This is a genomic window from Stenotrophomonas sp. FSL W7-1447 (assembly GCF_037966425.1).
Lineage (GTDB): Bacteria > Pseudomonadota > Gammaproteobacteria > Xanthomonadales > Xanthomonadaceae > Stenotrophomonas > Stenotrophomonas pavanii.
This window is the reverse complement of the sequence record NZ_CP150199.1, coordinates 3089468-3110953: the sequence shown is the minus strand read 5'-3', so window position 1 is coordinate 3110953 and position 21486 is coordinate 3089468. Positions and strand designations below refer to the sequence as shown.

The 21486-nt window shown below is 67.5% G+C and carries 20 protein-coding genes and 1 pseudogene; 11 read left to right on the top strand and 10 right to left on the bottom strand.

Annotated elements, in window-relative coordinates:
• Position 1 precedes the first annotated feature (1 nt).
• A complete protein-coding gene (locus NSQ78_RS14620; protein ID WP_064238875.1) occupies positions 2–886 on the top strand; it encodes an endonuclease/exonuclease/phosphatase family protein in 885 nt (294 codons plus the stop codon).
• Between the two features lie 115 nt (positions 887–1001).
• Here NSQ78_RS14620 and rne read toward each other — a convergent pair whose 3' ends face one another.
• Positions 1002–4223: a ribonuclease E gene (rne, locus tag NSQ78_RS14615; RefSeq protein ID WP_064238874.1), complete on the bottom strand. Its 3222-nt coding sequence runs from the start codon at positions 4221–4223 to the stop codon at positions 1002–1004.
• 407 nt (positions 4224–4630) lie between these two features.
• Between rne and NSQ78_RS14610 the strand changes: the two genes are divergently transcribed.
• Positions 4631–5605, top strand: a complete 975-nt coding sequence (locus NSQ78_RS14610) for an RluA family pseudouridine synthase (RefSeq protein ID WP_031269982.1) — start codon at positions 4631–4633, stop codon at positions 5603–5605.
• 87 nt (positions 5606–5692) lie between these two features.
• Here the strand turns inward: NSQ78_RS14610 and zupT are convergent, their stop codons facing one another.
• The 3 genes from zupT to NSQ78_RS14595 all read right to left on the bottom strand — a co-directional run bounded on the left by zupT (position 5693) and on the right by NSQ78_RS14595 (position 7363).
• A complete protein-coding gene (gene zupT, locus NSQ78_RS14605) occupies positions 5693–6502 on the bottom strand; it encodes a zinc transporter ZupT (protein ID WP_064238873.1) in 810 nt (269 codons plus the stop codon).
• A 97-nt stretch (positions 6503–6599) separates the two neighbouring features.
• Positions 6600–7016, bottom strand: a complete 417-nt coding sequence (locus NSQ78_RS14600; protein WP_049466835.1) for an energy transducer TonB — start codon at positions 7014–7016, stop codon at positions 6600–6602.
• On the bottom strand, positions 7013–7363 hold the full coding sequence (locus tag NSQ78_RS14595; RefSeq protein ID WP_049466833.1) for a 4a-hydroxytetrahydrobiopterin dehydratase: 351 nt from the start codon (positions 7361–7363) through the stop codon (positions 7013–7015). Before NSQ78_RS14595 ends, NSQ78_RS14600 begins: the two co-directional genes overlap by 4 nt.
• A 90-nt stretch (positions 7364–7453) precedes the next feature.
• Here NSQ78_RS14595 and NSQ78_RS14590 point away from each other — a divergent pair, with 90 nt between their 5' ends.
• Together NSQ78_RS14590 and NSQ78_RS14585 are read left to right on the top strand one after the other, a co-directional pair.
• Positions 7454–8053, top strand: coding sequence for an NfuA family Fe-S biogenesis protein (locus tag NSQ78_RS14590; RefSeq protein WP_053460863.1), 600 nt, complete (start codon positions 7454–7456; stop codon positions 8051–8053).
• Between the two features lie 10 nt (positions 8054–8063).
• Positions 8064–9822: pseudogene (locus NSQ78_RS14585) on the top strand (hypothetical protein).
• Between the two features lie 70 nt (positions 9823–9892).
• Here the strand turns inward: NSQ78_RS14585 and NSQ78_RS14580 are convergent.
• Complete coding sequence (locus NSQ78_RS14580; protein ID WP_049466827.1) at positions 9893–10306, bottom strand: barstar family protein; 414 nt, start codon at positions 10304–10306, stop codon at positions 9893–9895.
• Positions 10306–10758 carry a ribonuclease domain-containing protein gene (locus NSQ78_RS14575; RefSeq protein ID WP_053460861.1) on the bottom strand — a complete coding sequence of 151 codons (453 nt, stop codon included), beginning with the start codon at positions 10756–10758 and terminating at the stop codon, positions 10306–10308. The genes NSQ78_RS14580 and NSQ78_RS14575 overlap by 1 nt, the downstream gene beginning before the upstream one ends.
• A gap of 218 nt (positions 10759–10976) precedes the next feature.
• Between NSQ78_RS14575 and NSQ78_RS14570 the strand changes: the two genes are divergently transcribed.
• Positions 10977–11588 carry a superoxide dismutase gene (locus NSQ78_RS14570; protein WP_005410310.1) on the top strand — a complete coding sequence of 204 codons (612 nt, stop codon included), beginning with the start codon at positions 10977–10979 and terminating at the stop codon, positions 11586–11588.
• 132 nt (positions 11589–11720) lie between these two features.
• Here the strand turns inward: NSQ78_RS14570 and NSQ78_RS14565 are convergent, their stop codons facing one another.
• A complete protein-coding gene (locus tag NSQ78_RS14565) occupies positions 11721–12569 on the bottom strand; it encodes an endonuclease/exonuclease/phosphatase family protein (protein ID WP_064238871.1) in 849 nt (282 codons plus the stop codon).
• Positions 12570–12731: 162 nt separating this feature from the next.
• Here NSQ78_RS14565 and NSQ78_RS14560 point away from each other — a divergent pair, with 162 nt between their 5' ends.
• Together NSQ78_RS14560 and NSQ78_RS14555 are read left to right on the top strand one after the other, a co-directional pair.
• On the top strand, positions 12732–14297 hold the full coding sequence (locus NSQ78_RS14560) for an oligopeptide:H+ symporter (protein ID WP_049466817.1): 1566 nt from the start codon (positions 12732–12734) through the stop codon (positions 14295–14297).
• Between the two features lie 7 nt (positions 14298–14304).
• Positions 14305–14931, top strand: coding sequence for a rhomboid family intramembrane serine protease (locus NSQ78_RS14555; RefSeq protein ID WP_014037807.1), 627 nt, complete (start codon positions 14305–14307; stop codon positions 14929–14931).
• A 58-nt stretch (positions 14932–14989) separates the two neighbouring features.
• Here the strand turns inward: NSQ78_RS14555 and NSQ78_RS14550 are convergent, their stop codons facing one another.
• Positions 14990–15151, bottom strand: coding sequence for a hypothetical protein (locus tag NSQ78_RS14550; RefSeq protein WP_164687841.1), 162 nt, complete (start codon positions 15149–15151; stop codon positions 14990–14992).
• Positions 15152–15360: 209 nt separating this feature from the next.
• On the opposite strand from NSQ78_RS14550, the gene NSQ78_RS14545 reads away from it, so the two are divergent.
• The 3 genes from NSQ78_RS14545 to cfa are packed head-to-tail and all read left to right on the top strand — an operon-like array spanning position 15361 to position 17717.
• The gene (locus NSQ78_RS14545) at positions 15361–15663 is read left to right on the top strand and encodes a GNAT family N-acetyltransferase (protein WP_019660442.1); all 303 of its coding nucleotides are present in this window, start codon (positions 15361–15363) and stop codon (positions 15661–15663) included.
• 37 nt (positions 15664–15700) lie between these two features.
• Positions 15701–16582: a DUF3298 and DUF4163 domain-containing protein gene (locus NSQ78_RS14540; RefSeq protein ID WP_053462553.1), complete on the top strand. Its 882-nt coding sequence runs from the start codon at positions 15701–15703 to the stop codon at positions 16580–16582.
• A 19-nt stretch (positions 16583–16601) separates the two neighbouring features.
• On the top strand, positions 16602–17717 hold the full coding sequence (gene cfa / locus NSQ78_RS14535; protein ID WP_064238870.1) for a cyclopropane fatty acyl phospholipid synthase: 1116 nt from the start codon (positions 16602–16604) through the stop codon (positions 17715–17717).
• Between the two features lie 128 nt (positions 17718–17845).
• Here the strand turns inward: cfa and NSQ78_RS14530 are convergent, their stop codons facing one another.
• Positions 17846–20014 carry a M3 family metallopeptidase gene (locus NSQ78_RS14530; protein WP_064238869.1) on the bottom strand — a complete coding sequence of 723 codons (2169 nt, stop codon included), beginning with the start codon at positions 20012–20014 and terminating at the stop codon, positions 17846–17848.
• A gap of 130 nt (positions 20015–20144) precedes the next feature.
• Between NSQ78_RS14530 and NSQ78_RS14525 the strand changes: the two genes are divergently transcribed.
• On the top strand, positions 20145–20624 hold the full coding sequence (locus NSQ78_RS14525; protein ID WP_049466810.1) for a glutathione peroxidase: 480 nt from the start codon (positions 20145–20147) through the stop codon (positions 20622–20624).
• Between the two features lie 75 nt (positions 20625–20699).
• Here the strand turns inward: NSQ78_RS14525 and NSQ78_RS14520 are convergent, their stop codons facing one another.
• Complete coding sequence (locus NSQ78_RS14520; RefSeq protein ID WP_064238868.1) at positions 20700–21479, bottom strand: ferredoxin--NADP reductase; 780 nt, start codon at positions 21477–21479, stop codon at positions 20700–20702.
• Positions 21480–21486 lie beyond the last annotated feature (7 nt).

Sequence of the window (21486 nt, the reverse complement as noted above, 5' to 3'; positions counted from 1 at the left end):
CATGAAGCAGCAGGGAACAAGGTCGCGCACGACGATGCGCGCCCTGGGGCTGGCGGTTGCATTGGCGCTGCCGGGACTGGTCCTGGCGGCCGGGCCGCAGGCGGCCACGGCGGCCGAGGCCGCCAACGCGCCCGGCATGAGCATGGTGACCTTCAACCTGCATCATGACCGTGAGGACTGGCCGAGCCGCCGCCGCACGATCCTGGCCGAACTCAAGCGCCTGCAGCCCGATGCCATCGCCCTGCAGGAGGTGATCCAGCGCCGCAACGTGCGCAACCAGGCGCAGTGGCTGGCCAGCCAGCTCGGCTACAGGTACATCTTCGTCTCCACCGATACGGTGGGTGCACCGAAGCGCTATGGCAATGCGTTGCTGAGCCGGCGCCCGGTCCTGGCCCAGGGCGAGCACCTGCTGCAGCCGCGGGAAGACTACCGCACCGTTGCCCATCTGCGCATCGATGTGGACGGCAAGGCGGTCAACGTCTATGCCACCCATCTCAACGAACGCAATGACGAAAGCGGCCAACGCATCCGCCGCGCACAGGTCGAGGATCTGCTGCGCTTCATCACCGCCACGTCAGCCGGGGCACCGGTAGTGATTGCAGGCGACTTCAACGCGCTGGTGGATGCCGGCGACCTGAGCGAGCTGCGCAGCCACTACGGTGACAGCTACGGCAGCGTGCACGTCAACACCGACCTGGCCGGGGTCAGTACCTTGAACCGGCACTATTACCAGGCGCCGTCGCGGATCGACCACATCTTCTTCCAGCAGGACCGGATGGTCGCGCGCGAAGCGAAGCTCCTGTTCGACCAGCCTGATGACAGCGGTCGCTGGGCCTCGGACCATTACGGCGTGTGGACGCGCCTGCAGTTCGCGCCGAAGCCCTGACGCAGGGTGCTGTGGTCGGTGCCAACCCGGGTGGGTGGGATACGACCAGGGCCACAAACGGAAACGGCGGGGATCATCGATCCCCGCCGTTTCGTTTTACGCGATCAAACCGCGATCAGTTCGCCGGCGGCGTGCGCTTGGCGGCTTCTTCGTCTTCTTCGTCGGCCTTGGCCTCGGCCGCCTGGGCGGCGGCATCGGCGTGACCATCGGCGACCGGATCGACCGACGGCGTCACCACCGCATCGGCGACCGGCGCCGCAGCGTCCACCGGCGCGGCTTCAACTGCCACCGGAGCCACCGGCTGTTCGGCGACCCCGACCGGCTCGACAACCGGCTTGGCCTCGACCGCCGGCGCAGCCGCAACGGCCACCGGCGGCGCTTCGACCGCCGGAGCGGCTTCAGCGATCTGCGGCTTCGATTCCACGACCGGCGCAGCCTCGACCGCTGCCGGCGTCGCTTCGATGACCGGCGCGGCTTCAGCCACTGGCGCGGTTTCAACCACGACCGGCTTGGCTTCGATCACCGGCGCCGCAGCGGCCAACGGCTGGGCCGGAGTCGCAGCGTCGATGGCATCGAGCATGCTGGTCTGCACCGGCGATGCCGGTTCGGCCTTGGCGGCGCTGTCGACCGGGGCCTGCACCTCGGCCACGGCCTGTGCAGCGGTTTCCACCACCGCGCTGCTCACCACCGCGACCGGCGCAGCGGCAACGGCGGCAGCGGCGCGGACCGGCTTCCCGGCGTCGGAGGCGGTCGGCTCGACGTCGTCATCGAAGTCGAATTCCGGCTGCGAGCGGGTCGGCTGTGCAGACGCGGCCGAAGCAGCACCCGCACCGTTGTCGAGGTTCGGTTCGGCACCCTCGGCGTCATCACCGTCGTCAGCGTCGTCCTGGTCATCGCCCAGGCTATCGCTGCCGGCCGTGTTCTCAGCACCACCACGGCGACGGCGACGGCCACCACGACGGCCGCGGCGGCGGCGGGTCGCGCCTTCACCGTTCTGTTCGCCATGGGTGTCAGCCACCGTCTCGTCACCGGTCACCGCAACGGCTTCGGCCTCGCTGCCGGCGTTGGCAGCGGTGTCGGCCAATGCGGCGGCGTCCGCCGGAGCGGCCGCTGCCGGAGCCACCGGCGCCACCGGCGCGGTCGCTTCCTGCGCGGTCACCGCATTGGTGGCGATGGTCGTCGCGGCCACGGCTGCCGCCGCGGTCACGCTCTCCGCCGGTGCCTCGACGCCGCCGCGCTGCGGCTTCTCGGCCGGCTTGTCACCTTCCTGCTGCTGGCGCGGCTGCTTGGGCTGCTTCAGCTTCGGCTGCTGGTTCTGGTTCTGGTTCTGGCCCTGCTGGTCGTTGCGCGGCTTGTTCTGCTGCTGCGGCTCCTTCTGCTTGCCCTGCTGCTGCGGCTGCTGGGTATTGCCGTTACGGCCGTCCTTGCGCTGCTCACCGCGGTCCTTGCGGTTGCCGCCGTCCTTCTGCGGCTGCGCGTTGCCGTTGCCGCCATTGCCACGCGTGTCGTCGCGACGGTCCTTGCGGTCCTTGTTGCGATCCTTGTGGCGGTCCTTGCGGCCGCCGTCCTGCTGCTGGCGGGCGGCCGGAGCCACCGGTGCCGGCGCCGGGGCCGGCTCGCCACCGAACACGCGCTTGAGCCAACCAATCACGCCGCCGCTGGGGGCGGGTGCCGCCGGTGCGGCGACGACCGGAGCCGGAGCTGCCTTGGCCGGTTCAACCTCCTCGCGCACCGGGGCGGGCGAGGTGTGCTTGACCTGGGTCACCGCCGGCGGCGGGATGTTCAGCTGGCCCTTGGTCAGGGCGTGCACCGGCAGCTTGCGCGGGGTGCCGCGCTGGTAGCTGGGCTTGCTGCTCTCTTCACCCAGCTCGTTCTCGCGCAGGCGGGTGACGGTGTAGTGCGGGGTATGCAGCTGCTCGTCGGCGACGATCACGATCGGCGCCTCGTGGCGCTGCTCGATCTCGCGCAGCGCGCTGCGCTTCTCGTTCAGCAGGTAATTGGCGATCTCCACCGGGGCCTGGACCAGCACCTGCCCAGTGTTCTCCTTCATCGCATGCTCTTCGGCGACGCGGATGATCGACAGCGACAGCGACTCGACACTGCGCATGCGGCCGTGGCCGTCGCAGCGCGGGCAGACGATCTGGCTGGATTCACCCAGGCTCGGGCGCAGGCGCTGGCGGCTCATTTCCAGCAGGCCGAAGCGCGAGATGCGGCCGACCTGGACGCGGGCCCGGTCGTACTTCAGCGCGTTGGCCAGGCGGTTCTCGACCTCGCGCTGGTGCTTGTTGGAGGCCATGTCGATGAAGTCGATCACCACCAGGCCGCCCAGGTCGCGCAGGCGCAGCTGGCGGGCCACTTCCTCGGCCGCTTCCAGGTTGGTCTGGAAGGCGGTGTCCTCGATGTCGCTGCCCTTGGTGGCGCGCGAGGAGTTCACGTCGACTGCGGTCAGCGCTTCGGTCTGGTCGACCACGATCGAGCCGCCCGACGGCAGGCGCACGTTGCGCTCGTAGGCGCCTTCGATCTGCGATTCGATCTGGAAGCGGTTGAACAGCGGGATGTCGTCCTTGTAGTGCTTGAGCTTGCGCAGGGTCTGCGGCATCACCTGCTGCATGAACTCGCGGGCGTGCTCGTACATCTCCTCGGTGTCCACCAGGATCTCGCCGATGTCGGCGCGCAGGTAGTCACGCAGGGCGCGCACGATCAGGCGCGATTCCTGGTAGATCAGGAACGGGGCCGGCTTGCTCAGTGCGGCTTCGGCGATGGCACGCCAGACATTGAGCAGGTAGTCCAGGTCCCACTGCAGTTCTTCCGCATCGCGGCCGACGCCGGCGGTACGGATGATCACGCCCATGTCGTCAGGGATGTTCAGCTTGTCCAGGGCGTCCTTCAGCGCGGCCCGGTCTTCGCCCTCGATGCGGCGCGACACGCCGCCGGCGCTGGGCGAGTTCGGCATCAGCACCATGTAGCGGCCGGCCAGCGAAATGAACGTGGTCAGGGCGGCGCCCTTGTTGCCACGCTCTTCCTTGTCGACCTGGACGACGATCTCCTGGCCTTCCTTCAGCAGCTCGCGGATGCCGGCCTTGTTGTGGTCGACACCGGCCTGGAAGTAGTCGCGGGAGATTTCCTTCAGCGGCAGGAAGCCATGGCGGCCACCGCCGTACTCGACGAAGGCCGCTTCCAGCGAGGGCTCGATGCGGAAGATCCGGCCCTTGTAGATGTTGGACTTCTTCTGTTCCTTCGACGGCTGTTCGATGTCGATGTCATACAACGACTGGCCATCCACGATGGCAACACGCAGCTCTTCAGCCTGCGTGGCGTTGATCAGCATTCGCTTCATTGTTGCGTTCCTCGCAAGCGGCTACCGCGCGGAACGCCATGGGGTTTCGCCTCTGGACACGGCTCGCCGCCCATTCGCGCAAGCGCGGGGAGGGCGGCTTGGGTTTCCAGCGCTACGACACCACGGCAGGCCGCGGGAGCGCTTCACTCTTATGGTTTTTGGGTGTTGCAGGGCCGCAGGCAGCTGTCAGCCAGGCTGGAGCGCCACGCGGGACATGTTCAGCACGGTTGCGTGTCAGGCATCCGGCGATGGCCGGGAAGGCCGGTGAGCCGCTAACATGGCCGCCCCGCGGGCGGTGGTCGCGCACTGTGCCGGATTCGTCGGAAGCTGGGCTTCTGGCCCTGAGTAACTTCCAACGAAATCAATCCCTTATCTCGCCCCCCGAGTGTAACAGAATAAACAGCCTGATGACCGCCCAAGACCCCACCAAGCCCGCTGGCGACAAGCCTTCCGTGCGCATGATCACCGTTCCCGCCGACCGCGCCGGCCAGCGCCTGGACAACTTCCTGCTCGGCCAGCTGAAGGGCGCCCCGCGCAGCCTGGTGTACAAGCTGGTGCGCAGTGGTCAGGTGCGGGTCAACGGCGGCCGCGCCAAGGCCGAGCGCAAGCTGGAGGCCGGTGACGAGGTGCGCGTGCCGCCGGTCCGTCTCAGTGAGGAGGGAGACAAGGCCGGTCCGCCCGAGGCGTTCATGCGCCGCCTGGAGCAGGCCATCGTGTTCGAGGACGCGCGCCTGCTGGCCCTGAACAAGCCCTCGGGGGTGGCCAGCCATGGTGGCAGTGGCATCAGCTTCGGCGCGATCGAGACCCTGCGCGCGTTGCGTCCCGGGCAGACCCTGGAACTGGTCCACCGGCTGGATCGCGACACTTCGGGCCTGCTGATCGTGGCCAAGAAGCGCTCGGCGCTGAGCGAACTGCAGGCGCTGCTGCGTGAAGACCACGGCGCCGGCATCCGCAAGCGCTACCTGACCCTGCTGGCCGGGCGCATGCCCGACGGGGTGATGACCGTCGACGCGCCGCTGCACGTGGGCCTGCGCCAGGGCGGCGAACGCCATGTGCAGGTCAACGCCATCGGCAAGGAATCGATCAGTCACTTCCGGGTGCTGGAGCGCCGCGGCGGCCATTCGTACTGCGAGGTGCGCATCGAGACCGGCCGGACCCACCAGATCCGCGTGCATGCCCAGCATCTGGGGCATCCGGTGGCCGGCGATGACAAGTACGGCGATCCTGCAGTCAACAAGCGGCTTCGCGAGCAGATCGGGCTGAAGCGCCTGTTCCTGCACGCGGCATCGCTGGAGTTCGCGCTGGATGACGGCAAGAGCCCGTATGTGCTGAACGCGCCGCTGGCGGATGAGCTGGTCGAGGCGCTGGACCGCCTGCGCTGACAATGACCGGGTAGCGCCGGGGCAGGCCCGGCCGCTACCTTGTTTGGGTAGATCCACGCCATGCGTGGATGCGCCCCTCTGGGTCGTTCACCACTTGAACAGCACCAGGCTGATTGCCAGGGTGCCCATGCCGGCCACCAGGCCGTATACGGTTTCGTGGCCCTTGGCATAGCGCTTGGCCGCCGGCAGCAGCTCGTCCAGCGCCAGGAACACCATCACGCCGGCGATCAGGCCGAACACCCAGCCGAACGTGGCGTGCGACAGCGATCCGGACAGCAGCAGGTAGCCGATCGCTGCGCCGATCGGCTCGGCCAGGCCCGACAGCAGGCTGGCGGTGAACGCATAGGCCTTGTTCTGGGTGGCGAAATACACCGGCACCGCGATCGCGATGCCCTCGGGAATGTTGTGGATGGCGATGGCGAAGGCCAGCGGCATGCCCACCGACGGGCTTTCCAGCGTCGCAAAGAACGTCGCCAGGCCCTCCGGGAAATTGTGCGCGGTGATCGCGATCGAGGTCAGCAGGGCAACGCGCTTGAGGTACTCGCGGCTGTTCTCGCGGAACGCGGGATCCTGCTTGTCCAGGCTGTCATGCGGGTTGGGGATGAAGTGGTCGATCAGCACGATCACGATCACGCCCAGCAGGAAGGCCAGGGTGCCGTAGGTGAAGCCGGTACGCTCGCCATAGGCCAGGGCGAACGAGGCAATGGACTTGTTGAGGATTTCCGACAGCGACACATAGACCATCGCGCCACCGGCAAAGGCCAGGCCGAACGCCAGCAGGCGCGGGCTGGGGCGGCGCGAGAACAGCACCAGCAGGCTGCCGATCGCGGTGGCCAGGCCTGCGGCCAGCGTGACCGCCAGTGCGATCCAGATGTTTTCGGGGGGGATCTGCAGCATCTACCGACGCGGTCCTGGTCAACAGACAACCGCCCCGGACAGGGCCGGGGCGGCGGGGGCGAGGCGGGCGTCGGCGGGCCTCGTCGGGTGCGCGCGATCAGCCGCCGCGGCGCAGGCGCTCTTCGATGGCGAAGCACTGGTCCGGCTTCGGCTGCGGCGGGTTGAAGCTGACCGGCACCTGGATGGTGGCCGGTACCGGCTGGCCGTTGCGGGTCGCGGCCTTGAACTGCCAGCCCTGCACCGCGGTCCTGGCCAGTTCGTCCAGCTGCGGGTTGCCGGCGCCGGTGAGCAGGGCGACCTCGCTCGGCTTGCCGTCGGTACCGATGGTCACCTTGAAGGTGCTGGTGCCACCCACGCCCATGCAGGCCAGTTCCAGCGGGTACTGCGGCGGCGGCGTCTTCACCGCTGCGACTTCGGTCGGCGCGGGCGGTGGCGGTGCCGGCGGTTCGGACGCGCCACAGCCGGCCAGGCCGGTCGCAGCGATCAGGGACAGGCTCAGCAAACGTACGTTCATGGCAGTTGCTCCGTCAGGGCCGAAGTCTTGGCCGCGCAGATGAAGTCGTTCTCGCTCAGCCCGCCCACATCGTGGGTGGAGAAGCGCACGACCGCGCGGTCGTAGTGCACGCCCAGGTCCGGGTGGTGGTCCTCGCGGTGGGCGATCCAGGCCAGCGCGTTCACGAAGGCCATGGTGGCGTAGTAGTCCTTGAAGCGGAAGGTACGCGACAGGGCCTGGCCACCCTCGCTCAGCTCCCAGCCGGGAACCTGCGGCAGCAGTTCGGCCAGGCGGGCTTCGCCGAGCTTGTGGTCGCTGCCTTTGCGCGGCACGCAACGGGCCTGGGCCAGTGGAATCAGGTCGGCCATGGGAATCTCCACCTCGTGTTGACTGAACAATGCGCCGGACGGTGTATAAACCGAATGAGCGGCTGACGCTTACTTGGCTAGAATAGCCTGATGATCCAGATCTCCGACACTGCCCAGACCCACTTCCGCAAGTTGATCGAACGCGAGGGCGTGCCCGGCATGGGCGTGCGCCTGAGCGCGGTCGACCCCGGCACGCCGCGCGCCGACGCCCGGCTCGAATTCGCCGAACCGACCGACCTTCTGGGTGACGAGTGGGCGGTGGACTGCGATGGGTTCACCCTGTATGTCGATGCCGGCAGCGTAGGCTGGCTTGATGGCGCCGAGATCGACATCGTCGCCGGCACCGCCGGCACCCAGCAGCTGACCATCAAGGCGCCGCGCATCAAGGGTGAAGCACCCGGCGATGCGGCATCGCTGGTCGAGCGCGTGCACTGGGTGGTGGAGAACGAGGTCAATCCGCAGCTGGCCTCGCATGGCGGCAAGGTCGCCGTGCAGGAAGTCTCGGCCGATGGCGTGGTGCTGCTGCGCTTCGGCGGTGGCTGCCAGGGCTGTGGCATGGCCGATGTGACGCTGAAGCAGGGCATCGAAAAGACGCTGATGGGCCGCGTGCCCGGCGTGACCGCCGTGCGCGACGCGACCGACCACGACAGCGGCCACGCGCCGTACATCCCGCGCGACAACGTCGCCTGATCGCCGACGCGTGCCTCTGACCCGGGCCGAGCAACTCATCGATCTGCTGCTGGCGCGCCAGCAGCCCCGCGCCGTCCTCGAGAAGACCACGCGCCTGCCGTATGGCTGGGCGCTGTGGCTGCGCTCGCTGGGGCCGCTGCCGCGGCCGTACCACGCGCGCGACGTGATCGCGGTATTGCTGCCCCGGCCGTTGCCGGGGCCACCCGGTCAATCGCCGCAGCTGTCGCCGTGGCAGGCGCTGCGTCGCTTGTTCTGGCAGGACTGGGACGCCGCGCCGCGCGACCAGCGCTGGATGCGCTGGCTCTCGGCAGTGGCCAGTGCGCTGCTGCACCTGCTGTTCTTCATGCTGTTGCTGTGGGTGGCGGTGATCCGTACCAGCGCGCCGCAGGACGAGGGCACCGAAGGCGAGCGCGTGCAGGTGGAATTCGTCGGCCGCGCCACGCAGGAGGGCGGCGGCGACCAGCCGGGCGCCGAGGCCGCCGAGGCCGCACCGGCCGGTCAGGTTGCGGCGGGGCAGGAGGCGGGCGCTGCGACGGCGCCTGCGCCGCGCCCGCTGGCGGCCGAAGCCGCCAGCGCGTCCCCCGCGTCGGCACCTGCCGCGAGTGTTCCGCCGCCGGCGAGAAGCCGAGCCGGCGCCGGTTGCCGCGCCGCCGCCTTCTCCGATCCAGGCCACCGAAGTGGCGCAGGCCAGCACGGATTTCGTGGTGCCGCCGGTCAGCGTGCCCCGCACCGAGGTCAGCGTCGTGCCGCGCGACAGCACGCCCAGCGTGCGCGAGCGCAGCATTCAACCGGTGCAGGCGCCTCCGGCACCGACCGCAGTGCGCACCCCGGAGCTGGCCGTGCGCGCACCGCAGGTGCGTGACATCCAGGTGCGCGAACGCGAAGTCAGCACGGTTGACGCGCCCGTCGCGCTCCAACCGCTGCGCAACGCTGAAGTGCAGGTGCGCGTGCCGCAGCGGGACGTGCAGGTGCGCGAACGCGAAGTGCAGGCCGTGGCCGATCCGCAGGTGCGGATGGCGGCGGTGGCCGGGCGTGAGCCGGCCGTACGCGCGCCCAGCGGACGCGACGTGCAGGTACGGGAACGTCAGGTGCCCTCGGCACCGGCCGTGGCGCCCGCCGTCTCCAGCGGCAGCGCCACGTCGACACCCGCCGCTGCGGCCGAGGGCAGCACGGCGCAGGCGAGCCGCAGCACGCGACCGGTGGCCTCCAGCAGTACGCCGGCAAGCGCAGGCGCGCGTCCTGCCCCCGATCCCGGCAACTGGGCGACACCTGCCAAGGGCGATGACTGGGGGGCATCCAGCCGCAACCGCGAGGGCAGCAGCGACGGTGCCCGCCAGGCAAGCGCCGCCGGCCGGGGCAATGGCCTGTTCAATGCCGATGGCAGCGTGCGTGTACCCGGCCAGGAGGGCGACGGCCATGCAGAGCGCGGCGCGCCCGGTGGTGCCAACGATGGCTGGAGCAAGGAGCGCATCGCGCAGTCCGGCACCTGGCTGAAGCGCCCGCCGTACGACTACACGCCGACCTCGTTCGACAAGTACTGGGTACCGCAGGAATCGTTGCTGGCCGAGTGGGTGCGCAAGGGGGTCAAGGCCATGGAGATTCCATTGCCGGGCACCAACACCAGGATCTCCTGCGTCATTTCGATCCTGCAGGCCGGTGGCGGCTGTGGCCTGACCAACCCCAACATGCAGGACCAGCCGGCCGTGGCACGACCGCCGCCGGACATCCCGTTCAAGAAGGAACTGCAGGAAGACAACGGCAGCCGCTAGGACGGCGCATCCACGCATGGGGGGGGCACGCCCATGCCGACCAGGGTCGGCCTCCATCAGGGCGTTGCCCTTACGCGCTCTGCGACAGGAACACCCAGAACGGCACGTCGCGGCCGAGCCAGTCGCGGCTGGTCTCGTCCATCACGTCCAGCAGGGTGTCGAAGTCCTTCGCTGCGCCGGCGCGCAGTGCATCCACGTCGGCCAGGAACAGCGCATAGCCGGCGGCCGGCAGCCATTGCAGGTCGCGCAGATTGTCCGACAGTGCATCCCAGTTGCCGCCGAAACCGGCGGGGAAATCCAGCTGCGCTGCCAACCGGGCGAGCAGCGTGCGCTTGTCGGCGACGTTTTCCAGATCGATGCGGATCACCTTCAGGCCGGCATCGCGCATCGCGGCGGCCAGTGCGCCGATGTCGTCGCTGTCGATGGCATACACGCCGGCATTGTTGATGTCATGCAGGCCGAGGCCGAAATCATCATGGCTCATCACTGCGCTCCCTGGGCCGGTACGGTGAAGCTGCGGAATGACGCGTAATGGTCGTCGGTGTAGTACCACGCTTCCGGCGGATCGCCGCCGGTGACGATGCGGCGCGTGCCACGGGTGCGTGCGCCGGGGGTGTCGACGGTGTATTCGCGGTAGTAGCCGCGTGCCCGCTGCGGCAACTGCTGCTCGCGGTTGCCGAAGGTGCTGCCGTCCTGGCGGTGGGGGAAGGGGCCGCCACGCTGGATTAGGGCGATGGTCGCGCGTGCTTCGGCAGGCAGGAACGCGGGCAGGCCGCTGGCCCCGCCGGTCGAGGCGGGCGCGGGCGCGCGCGCGGTGGGCGTGCCCTGCAGGTCAGGCGCAAACTGCGGCGCCGGTGGCCGTTGCAGGAAATGGTTGGCGACCAGGCCGAGCAGCAGCAGGGCGATGGCGGTGATCAGCAGCCGGGGGTTGCGCATGGGCTGGGGCGGGCGAGGGTGGTGCATGCACTGTAGCGCCTGCGCGCTGCATGGTGCATGAGGAGGTGCCGCGTCACTGCTGCGTAACAATTGCCGTCGTACTCACTGGCAGGACGCAATTTCCTTTACATCCCCCTTGGTAATCTTGCGGTCTGTCCCCATCATTCACCGCGCACCGCCCGACAACGTCGGGTGCCCTCGCAATCAGGAGATGCATCATGGCCTACACCCTGCCCAAGCTGTCCTACGCCTACGACGCGCTGGAGCCGCATATCGACGCGGCGACGATGGAAATCCATCACACCAAGCATCACCAGACCTACATCAACAACGTCAACGCGGCGCTGGAAGGCACCGAGTACGCTGACCTGCCGGTCGAAGAGCTGGTGAAGAAGCTCAAGTCGCTGCCGGAGAACCTGCAGGGCCCGGTGCGCAACAACGGTGGTGGCCACGCCAACCACTCGCTGTTCTGGACCGTGATGGCGCCCAATGCCGGCGGCAACCCGGTGGGCGACGTGGCCAAGGCCATCGACAAGGACCTGGGCGGTTTCGACAAGTTCAAGGATGCCTTCACCAAGGCCGCGCTGACCCGTTTCGGCAGCGGCTGGGCGTGGCTGAGCGTGACCCCGGACAAGAAGGTCGTGGTCGAGAGCACCGGCAACCAGGACAGCCCGCTGATGGAAGGCAACACCCCCATCCTCGGCCTGGACGTGTGGGAACACGCGTACTACCTGAAGTACCAGAACCGCCGCCCGGAGTACATCGGCGCGTTCTTCAACGTCATCGACTGGAACGAAGTCGAGCGCCGTTACCAGGAAGCGATCGCCTGATCGCGGTGACGGGATGAACGGAAAAGGCCGGGGGAGACCCCGGCCTTTTCTGTTGCAGCAGTCGTTCGGTAGTGCCGGCCGCTGGCCGGCAACCGTGCGGTACCGGGGGAGCCGGCCCGCGGCCGGCACTACCTATTCCGCGGTGGCCGTATCGCCCTGCAGGCGCAGGGTCGCCATCACGCCCAGGCGCAGCCCGGGCAGGTCGCCGTCGGCCGGCAGCAGGATCGGCTGCTGGCGGATCCCGTCGAAATGCTTGACCTGGAACAGCACATCCAGTCCGTGGCCGGTGCTGCCCCCGCCATTGGCCGCGGCCACCTCGGGCCGGCCGCCAGGATTGCGCCGGGCCGGTTGAAATCCCGGTGTGCTGCGCACCAGTTCCACGGTCGCTGCAGAGAAGTCGCCGGCGATCAGGCTGGGCATGCCTTCGGCGGTGGCGCCGATCCAGGTCATCAGGTCGCTGGTCTGGTGCTGGCGGGCGGTGGCCCCGTCCGGCTCCGGACGCAGCCGCGCCACATAGACATTGACCAGCGCCTCGCCCAGCTTGAGCCGCATCATGCCGGCCGCGCTGAAGGTGCCAGGAGGATGCAGCAGGGTCACCCCGTCTTCGCTGACCGGTAGCCGGGTCAGCATTGCGTTGCCATGCCGCAGCGGCTGGCTGGGCGGATCGGCGGTGACGAAGTCGCAGCTGTAGCGCAGCCGGCTGGCCAGCCAGCAGGCCGGATTGCGGCCCTGCTGCTGCAGCACCTGCTGCACCGAGATCACGTCCGGCTGCAGTTCGGTCAGCAGTTGTGCGACCTGCTCACGGCGCTGCTTCCACTGCGCATCGTCACGGCTGGGCAGTTCCAGTGCGGCCACGGTCAGTTGCCGTGCGCCGTTGCCGCTGGCGGCGGTGGCCGCGGCCTGCGGGCGTGCCTGTGCCTGCAACGCCAGCAGCAGCGCGAAACAGCTGAGCAGGAGGCGGGCGTGGGCGAGGGGGCGCATAACGATAAGTTTACGCTTTTGCCGTGCAGGTGCCGTGACTTCCGGCAGGGCCGGGATCGCCTGCCACGGATTGGCACCGTTGTCATGCAGCCCTGCAGCGTGCCTGGCGCGCCCCGGTTCCGGTAACCTTGCGCCTTTCGCTTTGCAGGAATGCCCTACAGGATGAGCCACGACGCAGTCGCCCCCATCGCCGGCCAAGGAAAGATGCCGCGCCAGATTCCGTACATCATCGGCAATGAGGCCTGCGAGCGGTTCAGTTTCTACGGGATGCGCAACATCCTGGTGCAGTTCCTGATCACCTCGCTGCTGCTGCAGGAAATCACTGCGGAAGGCCGTGCCGGTGAAGCCAAGGACATCATGCACAGCTTCATGATCGGCGTGTATTTCTTCCCGCTGCTCGGTGGCTGGCTGGCCGACCGGTTCTTCGGCAAGTACCACACCATCCTCTGGTTCAGCCTGGTCTACTGCGCCGGCCACCTGTGCCTGGCGCTATTCGAGAACAGCCGCGAGGGCTTCTTCCTCGGCCTGGGCCTGATCGCGCTCGGTGCCGGCGGCATCAAGCCGCTGGTGGCTTCGTTCATGGGTGACCAGTTCGACCAGAGCAACAAGCACCTGGCCAAGATCGTCTTCGACGCCTTCTACTGGATCATCAACTTCGGCTCGCTGTTCGCCTCGCTGCTGATCCCGCTGGTGCTGAAGAACTGGGGCCCGCAGTGGGCGTTCGGCATCCCCGGCATCCTGATGTTCATCGCCACCTTCGTGTTCTGGCTGGGCCGCAAGCGTTACGTGCTGGTGCCGCTGCCGCCGAAGGATCCGCATTCGTTCGCCAACGTGGTGCGCACGGCGCTGACCGCACGCGTGGCCGGCCAGGGCCGCCCGGGCCTGGTGATCGCCGTGCTTGGCCTGGTGCTGGCGGCGGCCTCGTTCGCCCTGGTCGGCTCGCTGGGCATCGTGATCTGCCTGTGCCTGGCGCTGGTGGCCATCCTCGCCGGCATCGGCGGCGGCACCTGGCTGCAGCTGGACCGTGCCCGTGGCCAGCATCCGGCCGAAGCCGTGGAGGGCGTGCGCTCGGTGCTGCGGGTGCTGGTGATCTTCGCGCTGACCACGCCGTTCTTCTCGCTGTTCGACCAGAAGGCTTCGACCTGGGTGCTGCAGGGCCAGCAGATGCAGATGCCGAGCTGGTTCACCGCCTCGCAGATGCAGGCACTGAACCCGCTGCTGGTGATGATCCTGATTCCGTTCAACAACCTGGTGCTGTATCCGGCGCTGCGCCGCTTCGGCTTCGAGCCGACCGCACTGCGCCGCATGACCGCCGGCATCGCCTTCAGCGGCCTGGCCTGGATCGTGGTCGGCGGCATCCAGGTGGTGATGGACGGCGGCAACGCCATGTCGATCTTCTGGCAGATGCTGCCGTACGCGCTGCTGACCTTCGGCGAGGTGCTGGTCTCGGCCACCGGCCTGGAATTCGCCTACAGCCAGGCGCCGCAGGCCATGAAGGGCGTGGTGATGAGCTTCTGGAACCTGACCACCACCATCGGCAACCTGTGGGTGCTGCTGTCCAACGCCGCCGTGCGCAACGACACCGTGACCCACCAGATCGCCGGTACAGGGCTGAGCGAGGCGGCCTTCCTGATGTTCTTCTTCGCCGGCTTCGCCTTCGTCGCGGCGTTGGCCTTCGGTTGGTACGCGAAACGCTATCGTATGGTCGACAACTACCGCAGCGCCTGAGCCTGACATGACCCCCGTCAATCTGCTGTTGATCGCCATCACCGCCATCCTGTCGTGGATGGCGTTCAACAACCGCAAGCTGGCCGACCGCCTGATCCTGTGGCCGCCCGCCATCGACCGTCACCGCCAGTACGACCGGCTGGTGACCTATGGCTTCATCCACGCCGACTGGTCGCACCTGATCTTCAACATGATCACCCTGTTCTTCTTCGGGGGATTCATCGAGAGCGTGATGGTGCAGCTGACCGGCAGCTACCTGACCTACCCGGCGTTCTACATCGGTGCGCTGCTGGTCTCGATCCTGCCCAGCTACCTGAAGAACCAGAAGAACCCGAACTACCTCAGCCTCGGAGCGTCCGGGGCGGTGTCGGCGGTGCTGTTCGCCTTCATCCTGATCAAGCCGTGGTCGATCATCCTGGTGTTCTTCATCCCGGCACCGGCGATCATCTATGCCGCGTTCTACGTCGGCTACAGCATCTGGATGGACAAGCGCGGCGGCGACCGCATCAACCACAGCGCGCACCTGGCGGGCGCGGCGTTCGGCGTGATCTTCATGCTGGCCATGCAGCCGAGCATCTTCAACCACTTCCTGCGCGAACTCTCCAACCCGACCTTCCGCCTCGGCGGCGGTTGAGGAAGCCGGGGTCGGATCCATCGATCCGACCCCGCGCAAGGCGGCAGCCCGCCCGGGCTCAGACCGCCGTCTGCTGGCCGTAGGTATCCAGCAGGCGGGCGAACACTTCCTCGCCGATACGCTGGAAATCCTGATCCTCGGTCTGCCCTTCCACCGCCAGTTGCAGCAGGCCCTCCAGCAGGGCGCGGTCGGTATCGGTATGGGAATTGCTGGCGTGCATGGGAAGCTCCACGGTGGTGCGCAGGGTCAAGGATCGCAAGGGTCGTGCCAGCCCGGCCGTACCCCTCCACAGGCGATAGCGGCCGGCGGCCCTCCAGCTTGAGGGTCGAAAACTGACGTGAATGGACTGGACTTGCCCCTGTTCAGGCTTCACGCGATCATGGCGCCCGGCTGCGCACCATCCACGCAGTCGCCGCAGGAGACAGTTCCATGGCTTCGGTCACGCCCCCCGGTCTGGCCTACGAGGTCGAACATGACCTGGCCAACCACCGCTTCACCGCCCGTGTGCGAGGACAGCTGGCGGTGCTGGACTACCAGATCAAGCGCAAGCGCATGGTCATCACCCACACCGAAGTGCCCGAGCCGATCGCTGGCCGCGGCATCGCCGGTGAGCTGACCCGTGTGGCACTGCGTTTCGCCCGTGAGCAGAAGTACAAGGTGGTGCCGGCATGTTCCTATGCCGAGGCCTTCCTGCAGCGGCACGAGGAGTACCACGACCTGCTCGCTGGCTGAATGCCAGCGGATCACGCTTCAGCCAGGGCAGGCGATGATGTACAAACATGAACAGGGGATCCCGATGAAGATTGGAAACAACCGGCCATTGCACGGCAGCGTGCTGGCCGGCGTGGTGGGCGTGCTGTTGCTGGCCGGTTGCCAGCGTGAAAGCGAGCCGGCACCGGCGACCGACGCGGCTCCTGCCGCCGAGGCGACGGCCGCGGGCGAAACGCCGGCCACGGAAGCAGCGCTGGACCTGCGCGACGTGATCGAGAACAACGAGCGCGAAGTGGTGGGTATCAGTTACCCGGCGGGCATCGACCGTTATCCGGGCCTGGCCCGCGCGCTGCAGAGCTATGCGACCAGTGCGCGCAGTGACCTGCAGCAGGCGCTGGACGGGCTGGGCAACGACAAGCCGACCATGCCCTACGAACTGTCGCTGAGTTTCGAGAAGCTGCTGGAAACCCCGCAGCTGGTGGTGGTCAGTGCCGATGGCAGCCGTTATACCGGTGGCGCCCACGGCGAGCCGCTGGTGGCGCGCTTTGTGTGGTTGCCGCAGCAGCAGCAGATGCTCAGTGCCGAAAAGCTGGTGGCCGACGCCAAGGGCTGGAAGGCGATCAGCGATTTTGTCGCCGACCAGCTGCGCGAACGCGTGGCCACCCGCCTCAGCGGCGAGGACATGGATCCGGCCCAGCTGCAGGAATCGCTGCGCAACGCGTCACGCATGATCGCCGACGGTACCGGGCCGCAGGCCGACAATTTCAGCCAGTTCCAGCCGTTGACCAACGACAAGGGGCAGATCACCGCGCTGCGCTTTGTGTTCCCGCCGTACCAGGTGGGGCCATACTCGGATGGCACCCAGACCGCCGACGTACCGGCGGCGGTGCTGTTGCCGCACGTGGCCAAGGACTACGTGGAGCTGTTCGCACGCGGTTGACCGCAGTCGAGGAGGTGGCGTGGATACAGGGTTGCAGGAGCGGGTCGCCGGCCTGCTCCACGAAGCCGGGGTCCGCATCGGCGGCACCCAGCCACAGGACATCCAGGTGCATGACCCACGCTTCTTCGCGCGGGTCATGGGCCAGGGCTCGCTCGGCCTCGGCGAGAGCTACATGGACGGCTGGTGGGATGCCAACGTCCTGGATGAATTCCTGGTCCACCTGATGCAGGCGCACCTGGACGAACGGGTGCACGGCTGGCGCGAAGTGGCCGATGCGCTGAAGGCGCGCCTGTTCAACCTGCAGGCCGGGCAGGGCAGCTACGAGGTCGGCCGCCGCCACTACGACCTCGGCAACGATCTCTACCAGGCCATGCTGGGCCAGCGGCTGGTCTACAGCTGCGGCTACTGGCGCCATGCCGGTGACCTGGATGCCGCGCAGGAAGCAAAGCTTGATCTGGTCTGCCGCAAGCTGGGGCTGCGCCCGGGCCAGCGCGTGCTGGACATCGGCTGCGGTTGGGGCGAAGCCCTGAAGTTCGCGGCCGAGCGCTACGGTGTCAGCGGCGTGGGCGTGACGATTTCGCAGGAGCAGGCCGAGTTCGCGCGGCAGTTGTGCGCGGGCCTGCCGATCGAGATCCGCCTGCAGGACTACCGTGAACTGGATGAGCCGTTCGATGCGATCTTCTCGATCGGCATGTTCGAGCACGTCGGGGACAAGAATTACGCAAGCTTCTTCGAGGTGGCCAGACGCTGCCTGTCGCCGCGCGGGTTGCTGCTGCTGCATACCATCGGCACCAACATCTCGCGGCATCGCACCGATCCGTGGATCGCGCGCTACATCTTCCCCAATTCGATGCTGCCGTCGGCGGTGCAGATCACCCGGGCGTTCGAAGGCCGTTTCGTGCTGGAGGACTGGCACAACTTCGGCACCGACTACGACCTGACCCTGCAGGCCTGGCGGCGCAACGTGGAAGCGGCGTGGCCGCAGCTGGATGCGCGCTACGACGAGCACTTCCGGCGCATGTGGCGTTTCTACCTGGCCGGGTCGATGGCCACCTTCCGCTGCCGCCATGCGCAGTTGTGGCAGCTGGTGCTGTCGCCGGAAGGCGTGCCGGGTGGGTACGTGGCGCCGCGCTGAAGCCAGCGCGGGGGCGGAGACCCCGGGGTCAGATCCCTTTTCGCAGAAAAGGGCTCCGACCCCAGCCACAACAAAAAAAACCGCCCGGTCTCCCGGGCGGTTTCCGTTTCAGGCCGGTACGCGGGCGATCAGTTGCCAGCGCCGGTCAGGCCACGCTTTTCCAGCAGCGGTTCGATCTGCGGCTCGTGGCCGGCGAAATCGCGGAACAGCTGCATCGCATCGACGCTGCCGCCCTTGGACAGCAGCGTGGCGCGGAAGTGGTCGCCGTTCTTGCGGCTCAGGCCGCCATTGTCCTTGAACCACTTCTGGGTGTTGGCGTCGAGCACTTCCGACCAGATGTAGGCGTAGTAGCCGGCCGAGTAGCCGCCCATGATGTGGCTGAAGTACGGCGTCTTGTAGCGCGGCGGCACCGGCGCGTAGTAGATGCCGTCCTTCTCCAGCGCGGCGCGCTCGAAGGCCATCACGTCCTTGGCGGCCGGCACCTGGTCCGGGCCGATCTGGTGCCAGTTCTGGTCCAGCATCGCCGCGCCCAGGTATTCGGTGGTGGCAAAGCCCTGGTTGAATTTCGAGGCGGCAATCACCTTGTCCAGCAGGGCCTGTGGCATCGCGCTGCCGTTCTGGTAGTGCTTGGCATAGTTCTTCAGGATGACCGGGTTGTCCGCCCACATTTCGTTGACCTGCGAGGGGAACTCGACGAAGTCACGCGGCACCGAGGTGCCGGAGAAGTAGGGGTACTTCACGTTGGAGAACATGCCATGCAGTGCGTGGCCGAACTCATGGAACGTGGTGCTCACTTCATCCCAGGTCAGCAGGGTCGGCTGGCCGGCCGGCGGCTTCGGGATGTTCAGGTGGTTGGCCACCACCGGCTTGAAGCCGGTCAGCTTCGACTGCGAGACGTACGAGTTCATCCACGCACCGCCACGCTTGGACGCACGTGCATACGGGTCGAAGATGAAGATCGCCAGCTGGCTGCCATCGGCGTCGAACACATCGTAGACGGTGACGTCGTCGTGGTAGACCGGCAGGTCGGTGCGCTGCTTGAAGGTCAGGCCGAATTCCTGGCCGGCCGCGTAGAACACGCCGTTCTCCAGCACGTTCTTCAGTTCGAAGTACGGCTTCAGCTGCGACTCGTCGAAGTTGTATTTGGCCTGGCGCACCTTCTCGCTGTAGAAGGCCCAGTCCCACGGTTCCAGCTTGAACGTCGGCTTGCCGGCCGCCTTCTGTTCCTGGTCGATCATCGCCTGCAGGTCGGCGGCCTCACGCTTGGCGTTGGCCACTGCGGCCGGGGCCAGCTTGCCCAGCATCGCGTTGACCGCTTCGGGGGTCTTGGCGGTCTGGTTGGTCAGGTTGTAGGCGGCGAAGTTCGGGAAGCCCATCAGCTTGGCCTTGTCCGCGCGCAGCTGCATGATGCGCGATACCAGCGCGGTGTTGTCGAACTCGCCACCGCGGCTGCCACGGCTGACCGAGGCTTCATAGATCTTCTGGCGCAGGGCGCGGTTGGCCAGGTTGGTCAGCGGCGGCTGGCCGGTGGTGTTGAGCAGGGTGATCACGTACTTGCCGTCCTGGCCACGGGCCTTGGCGGCTTCGGCGGCGGCGGCGATCTGCTCCTTGGACAGGCCGGCCAGTTCCTTGACGTCGTCGACGGTGATCGCCGAAGCGTTCACTTCCGACTGCACGTTCTGGCTGAACTTGGTGCCCAGGTTGGCCAGTTCGGCATTCATGTCCTTCAGCTTGGCCTTGTCGGCCTCGGACAGCTTGGCGCCGGCGCGCACGTAGTTGTCGTAGTACTTCTCGACCAGGCGCACGCCTTCGGCGTCCAGGCCCAGGGTGGAGCGGCTGTCGTACAGCGCCTGGATGCGGGCGAACAGCTTGCCGTTCAGCGCGATCGCATCGCTGTGCGCAGCGAACCTGGCCGAGTAGTCGGCCTGCAGCTTCTTGCGGGTGTCGTTGGTGTCGGCGCCGACCAGGCTGAAGAACACGGTGGTCGCGCGGTCGAGCACATCACCGCTCTTTTCCAGGGCGATGATGGTGTTGTCGAAGGTCGGCTTGGCCTTGTTGTTGGCGATCGCCTCCACTTCCTTCAGCTGCTGTGCCATGCCGGCATCGAAGGCCGGGGCGAAGTCGCTGTCCTTGATCTTGTCGAACTGCGGGAAGTGCAGCGGCAGCGGGCTTTCGGCGAAGAACGGGTTGGCCTGCTGGGCGGCGGTGCTGGCAGCCGGGGTGGCGGCGCCGGCCGAGAAGGCGGGCAGGGCAAGGCCGAGGGACATGGCCACGGCAAGGGCAAGGCGGGTGGTCAAGGCAGGAACTCCGGTAAGGCAAACAAGGGCCCGAGGGTAACCCGGCCGGCGCCGCCCGCACTTGTGTCAAAAGGCATGTTGCCGGGGCCGGGCGCGGGTACCATGCATTCTCCGCCCACGGCCTGCTGCCATGACCACTGCCTACGATTTCAGCTTCCGCGACCTCGACGGCCAGCCGCACGCCCTGGCCCGCTACCAGGGCCATCCGTTGCTGCTGGTCAACGTCGCCAGCCGCTGTGGCTTCACCCCGCAATACACCGGGCTGGAGCAGCTGTGGCAGGAGTATCGCGAGCGTGGCCTGGTGGTGATCGGTTTCCCGTGCAACCAGTTCGGCGCGCAGGAGCCCGGTGACGCCGCGCAGATCCGCCAGTTCTGTTCGCTGGACTATCCGGTCAGCTTCCCGCTGTCGGAGAAGATCGAGGTCAACGGTGAAGGCGCCGATCCGCTGTGGGCATGGCTGTCACGCGAGAAACGCGGCCTGCTCGGCAGTGCCCGCATCAAGTGGAATTTCAGCAAGTTCCTGGTCGACCGCCAGGGGCAGGTGGTGTCGCGGCATGCGCCCACCACCCGGCCGGAGCAGCTGCGCGGCGAGATTGAAGCGCTGCTGTGAGGTAGTGCCGGCCGCTGGCCGGCAACCCCGTTGGCCAGGAAGCGCCGGCCACTGGCCGGCACTCCCGTTGCAGCATCATTTCTCGACGAACGCGCGCTCGAACACGTAGTGGCCCGGCTGGCCGATGCGCGGCGAAACCTGGAAGCCCCGGGCGTCGAGCACGGTACGCAGGTCGGCGAGCATCTGCGGGCTGCCGCAGATCATCGCGCGGTCGTTTTCCGGGCTCAGTTCCGGCAGGCCGAGGGTGCGCTGCATCTGGCCGCTTTCCATCAGCGAGGTCAGGCGGCCCTGGTTGGCGAACGGCTCGCGGGTGACGGCCGGGTAGTACAGCAGCTTGTCGCCGATCATGTCGCCGAGGAACTCGTGCTCCCGCAGTTCTTTCTCGAAGTAATCGCGATAGGCCAGGTCCTTTTCGTAGCGCACGCCGTGGCAGAGGATCACCTTCTCGAAGCGCTCATAGGTTTCCGGGTCCTTGATCACCGACAGCCACGGCGCCAGGCCGGTGCCGGTGCCCAGCAGGTACAGATTCCTGCCGGGGTGCAGGTCGCTGATCAGCAGGGTGCCGGTGGGCTTCTTGCCGACCAGCACCTTGTCACCCGGCTTGATGTGCTGCAGGCGCGAGGTCAGCGGGCCGTCCTGCACCTTGATGCTGAAGAATTCCAGCTGCTCTTCCCAGTTGGCACTGGCGATGGAGTACGCACGCAGCAACGGGCGCGCGTCGGTTTCCAGGCCGATCATCACGAACTGGCCGTTCTCGAAGCGGAAGCCGCTGTCGCGGGTGGTGGTGAAACTGAAGTAGGCGTCGGTCCAGTGGCGGACCTCAAGCACCGTTTCGGCGCCAAAAGCGGAGGACATGGGCGTA

Bases quoted from the DNA above. Each gene is read 5' to 3' on its own strand.
- NSQ78_RS14555 (WP_014037807.1), top strand. From the start codon at position 14,305: ATGACCCCCGTCAATCTGCTGTTGATCGCCATCACCGCCATCCTGTCG.
- NSQ78_RS14580 (WP_049466827.1), bottom strand. From the start codon at position 10,306: ATGAGCCATGATGATTTCGGCCTCGGCCTGCATGACATCAACAATGCC.
- NSQ78_RS14545 (WP_019660442.1), top strand. From the start codon at position 15,361: ATGGCTTCGGTCACGCCCCCCGGTCTGGCCTACGAGGTCGAACATGAC.
- rne (WP_064238874.1), bottom strand. From the start codon at position 4,223: ATGAAGCGAATGCTGATCAACGCCACGCAGGCTGAAGAGCTGCGTGTT.
- NSQ78_RS14620 (WP_064238875.1), top strand. From the start codon at position 2: ATGAAGCAGCAGGGAACAAGGTCGCGCACGACGATGCGCGCCCTGGGG.
- NSQ78_RS14600 (WP_049466835.1), bottom strand. From the start codon at position 7,016: ATGAACGTACGTTTGCTGAGCCTGTCCCTGATCGCTGCGACCGGCCTG.
- NSQ78_RS14565 (WP_064238871.1), bottom strand. From the start codon at position 12,569: ATGCGCCCCCTCGCCCACGCCCGCCTCCTGCTCAGCTGTTTCGCGCTG.
- NSQ78_RS14575 (WP_053460861.1), bottom strand. From the start codon at position 10,758: ATGCGCAACCCCCGGCTGCTGATCACCGCCATCGCCCTGCTGCTGCTC.
- NSQ78_RS14595 (WP_049466833.1), bottom strand. From the start codon at position 7,363: ATGGCCGACCTGATTCCACTGGCCCAGGCCCGTTGCGTGCCGCGCAAA.
- NSQ78_RS14540 (WP_053462553.1), top strand. From the start codon at position 15,701: ATGTACAAACATGAACAGGGGATCCCGATGAAGATTGGAAACAACCGG.
- NSQ78_RS14570 (WP_005410310.1), top strand. From the start codon at position 10,977: ATGGCCTACACCCTGCCCAAGCTGTCCTACGCCTACGACGCGCTGGAG.
- NSQ78_RS14550 (WP_164687841.1), bottom strand. From the start codon at position 15,151: ATGCACGCCAGCAATTCCCATACCGATACCGACCGCGCCCTGCTGGAG.
- NSQ78_RS14610 (WP_031269982.1), top strand. From the start codon at position 4,631: ATGACCGCCCAAGACCCCACCAAGCCCGCTGGCGACAAGCCTTCCGTG.
- NSQ78_RS14560 (WP_049466817.1), top strand. From the start codon at position 12,732: ATGAGCCACGACGCAGTCGCCCCCATCGCCGGCCAAGGAAAGATGCCG.
- NSQ78_RS14590 (WP_053460863.1), top strand. From the start codon at position 7,454: ATGATCCAGATCTCCGACACTGCCCAGACCCACTTCCGCAAGTTGATC.
- NSQ78_RS14525 (WP_049466810.1), top strand. From the start codon at position 20,145: ATGACCACTGCCTACGATTTCAGCTTCCGCGACCTCGACGGCCAGCCG.
- NSQ78_RS14520 (WP_064238868.1), bottom strand. From the start codon at position 21,479: ATGTCCTCCGCTTTTGGCGCCGAAACGGTGCTTGAGGTCCGCCACTGG.
- zupT (WP_064238873.1), bottom strand. From the start codon at position 6,502: ATGCTGCAGATCCCCCCCGAAAACATCTGGATCGCACTGGCGGTCACG.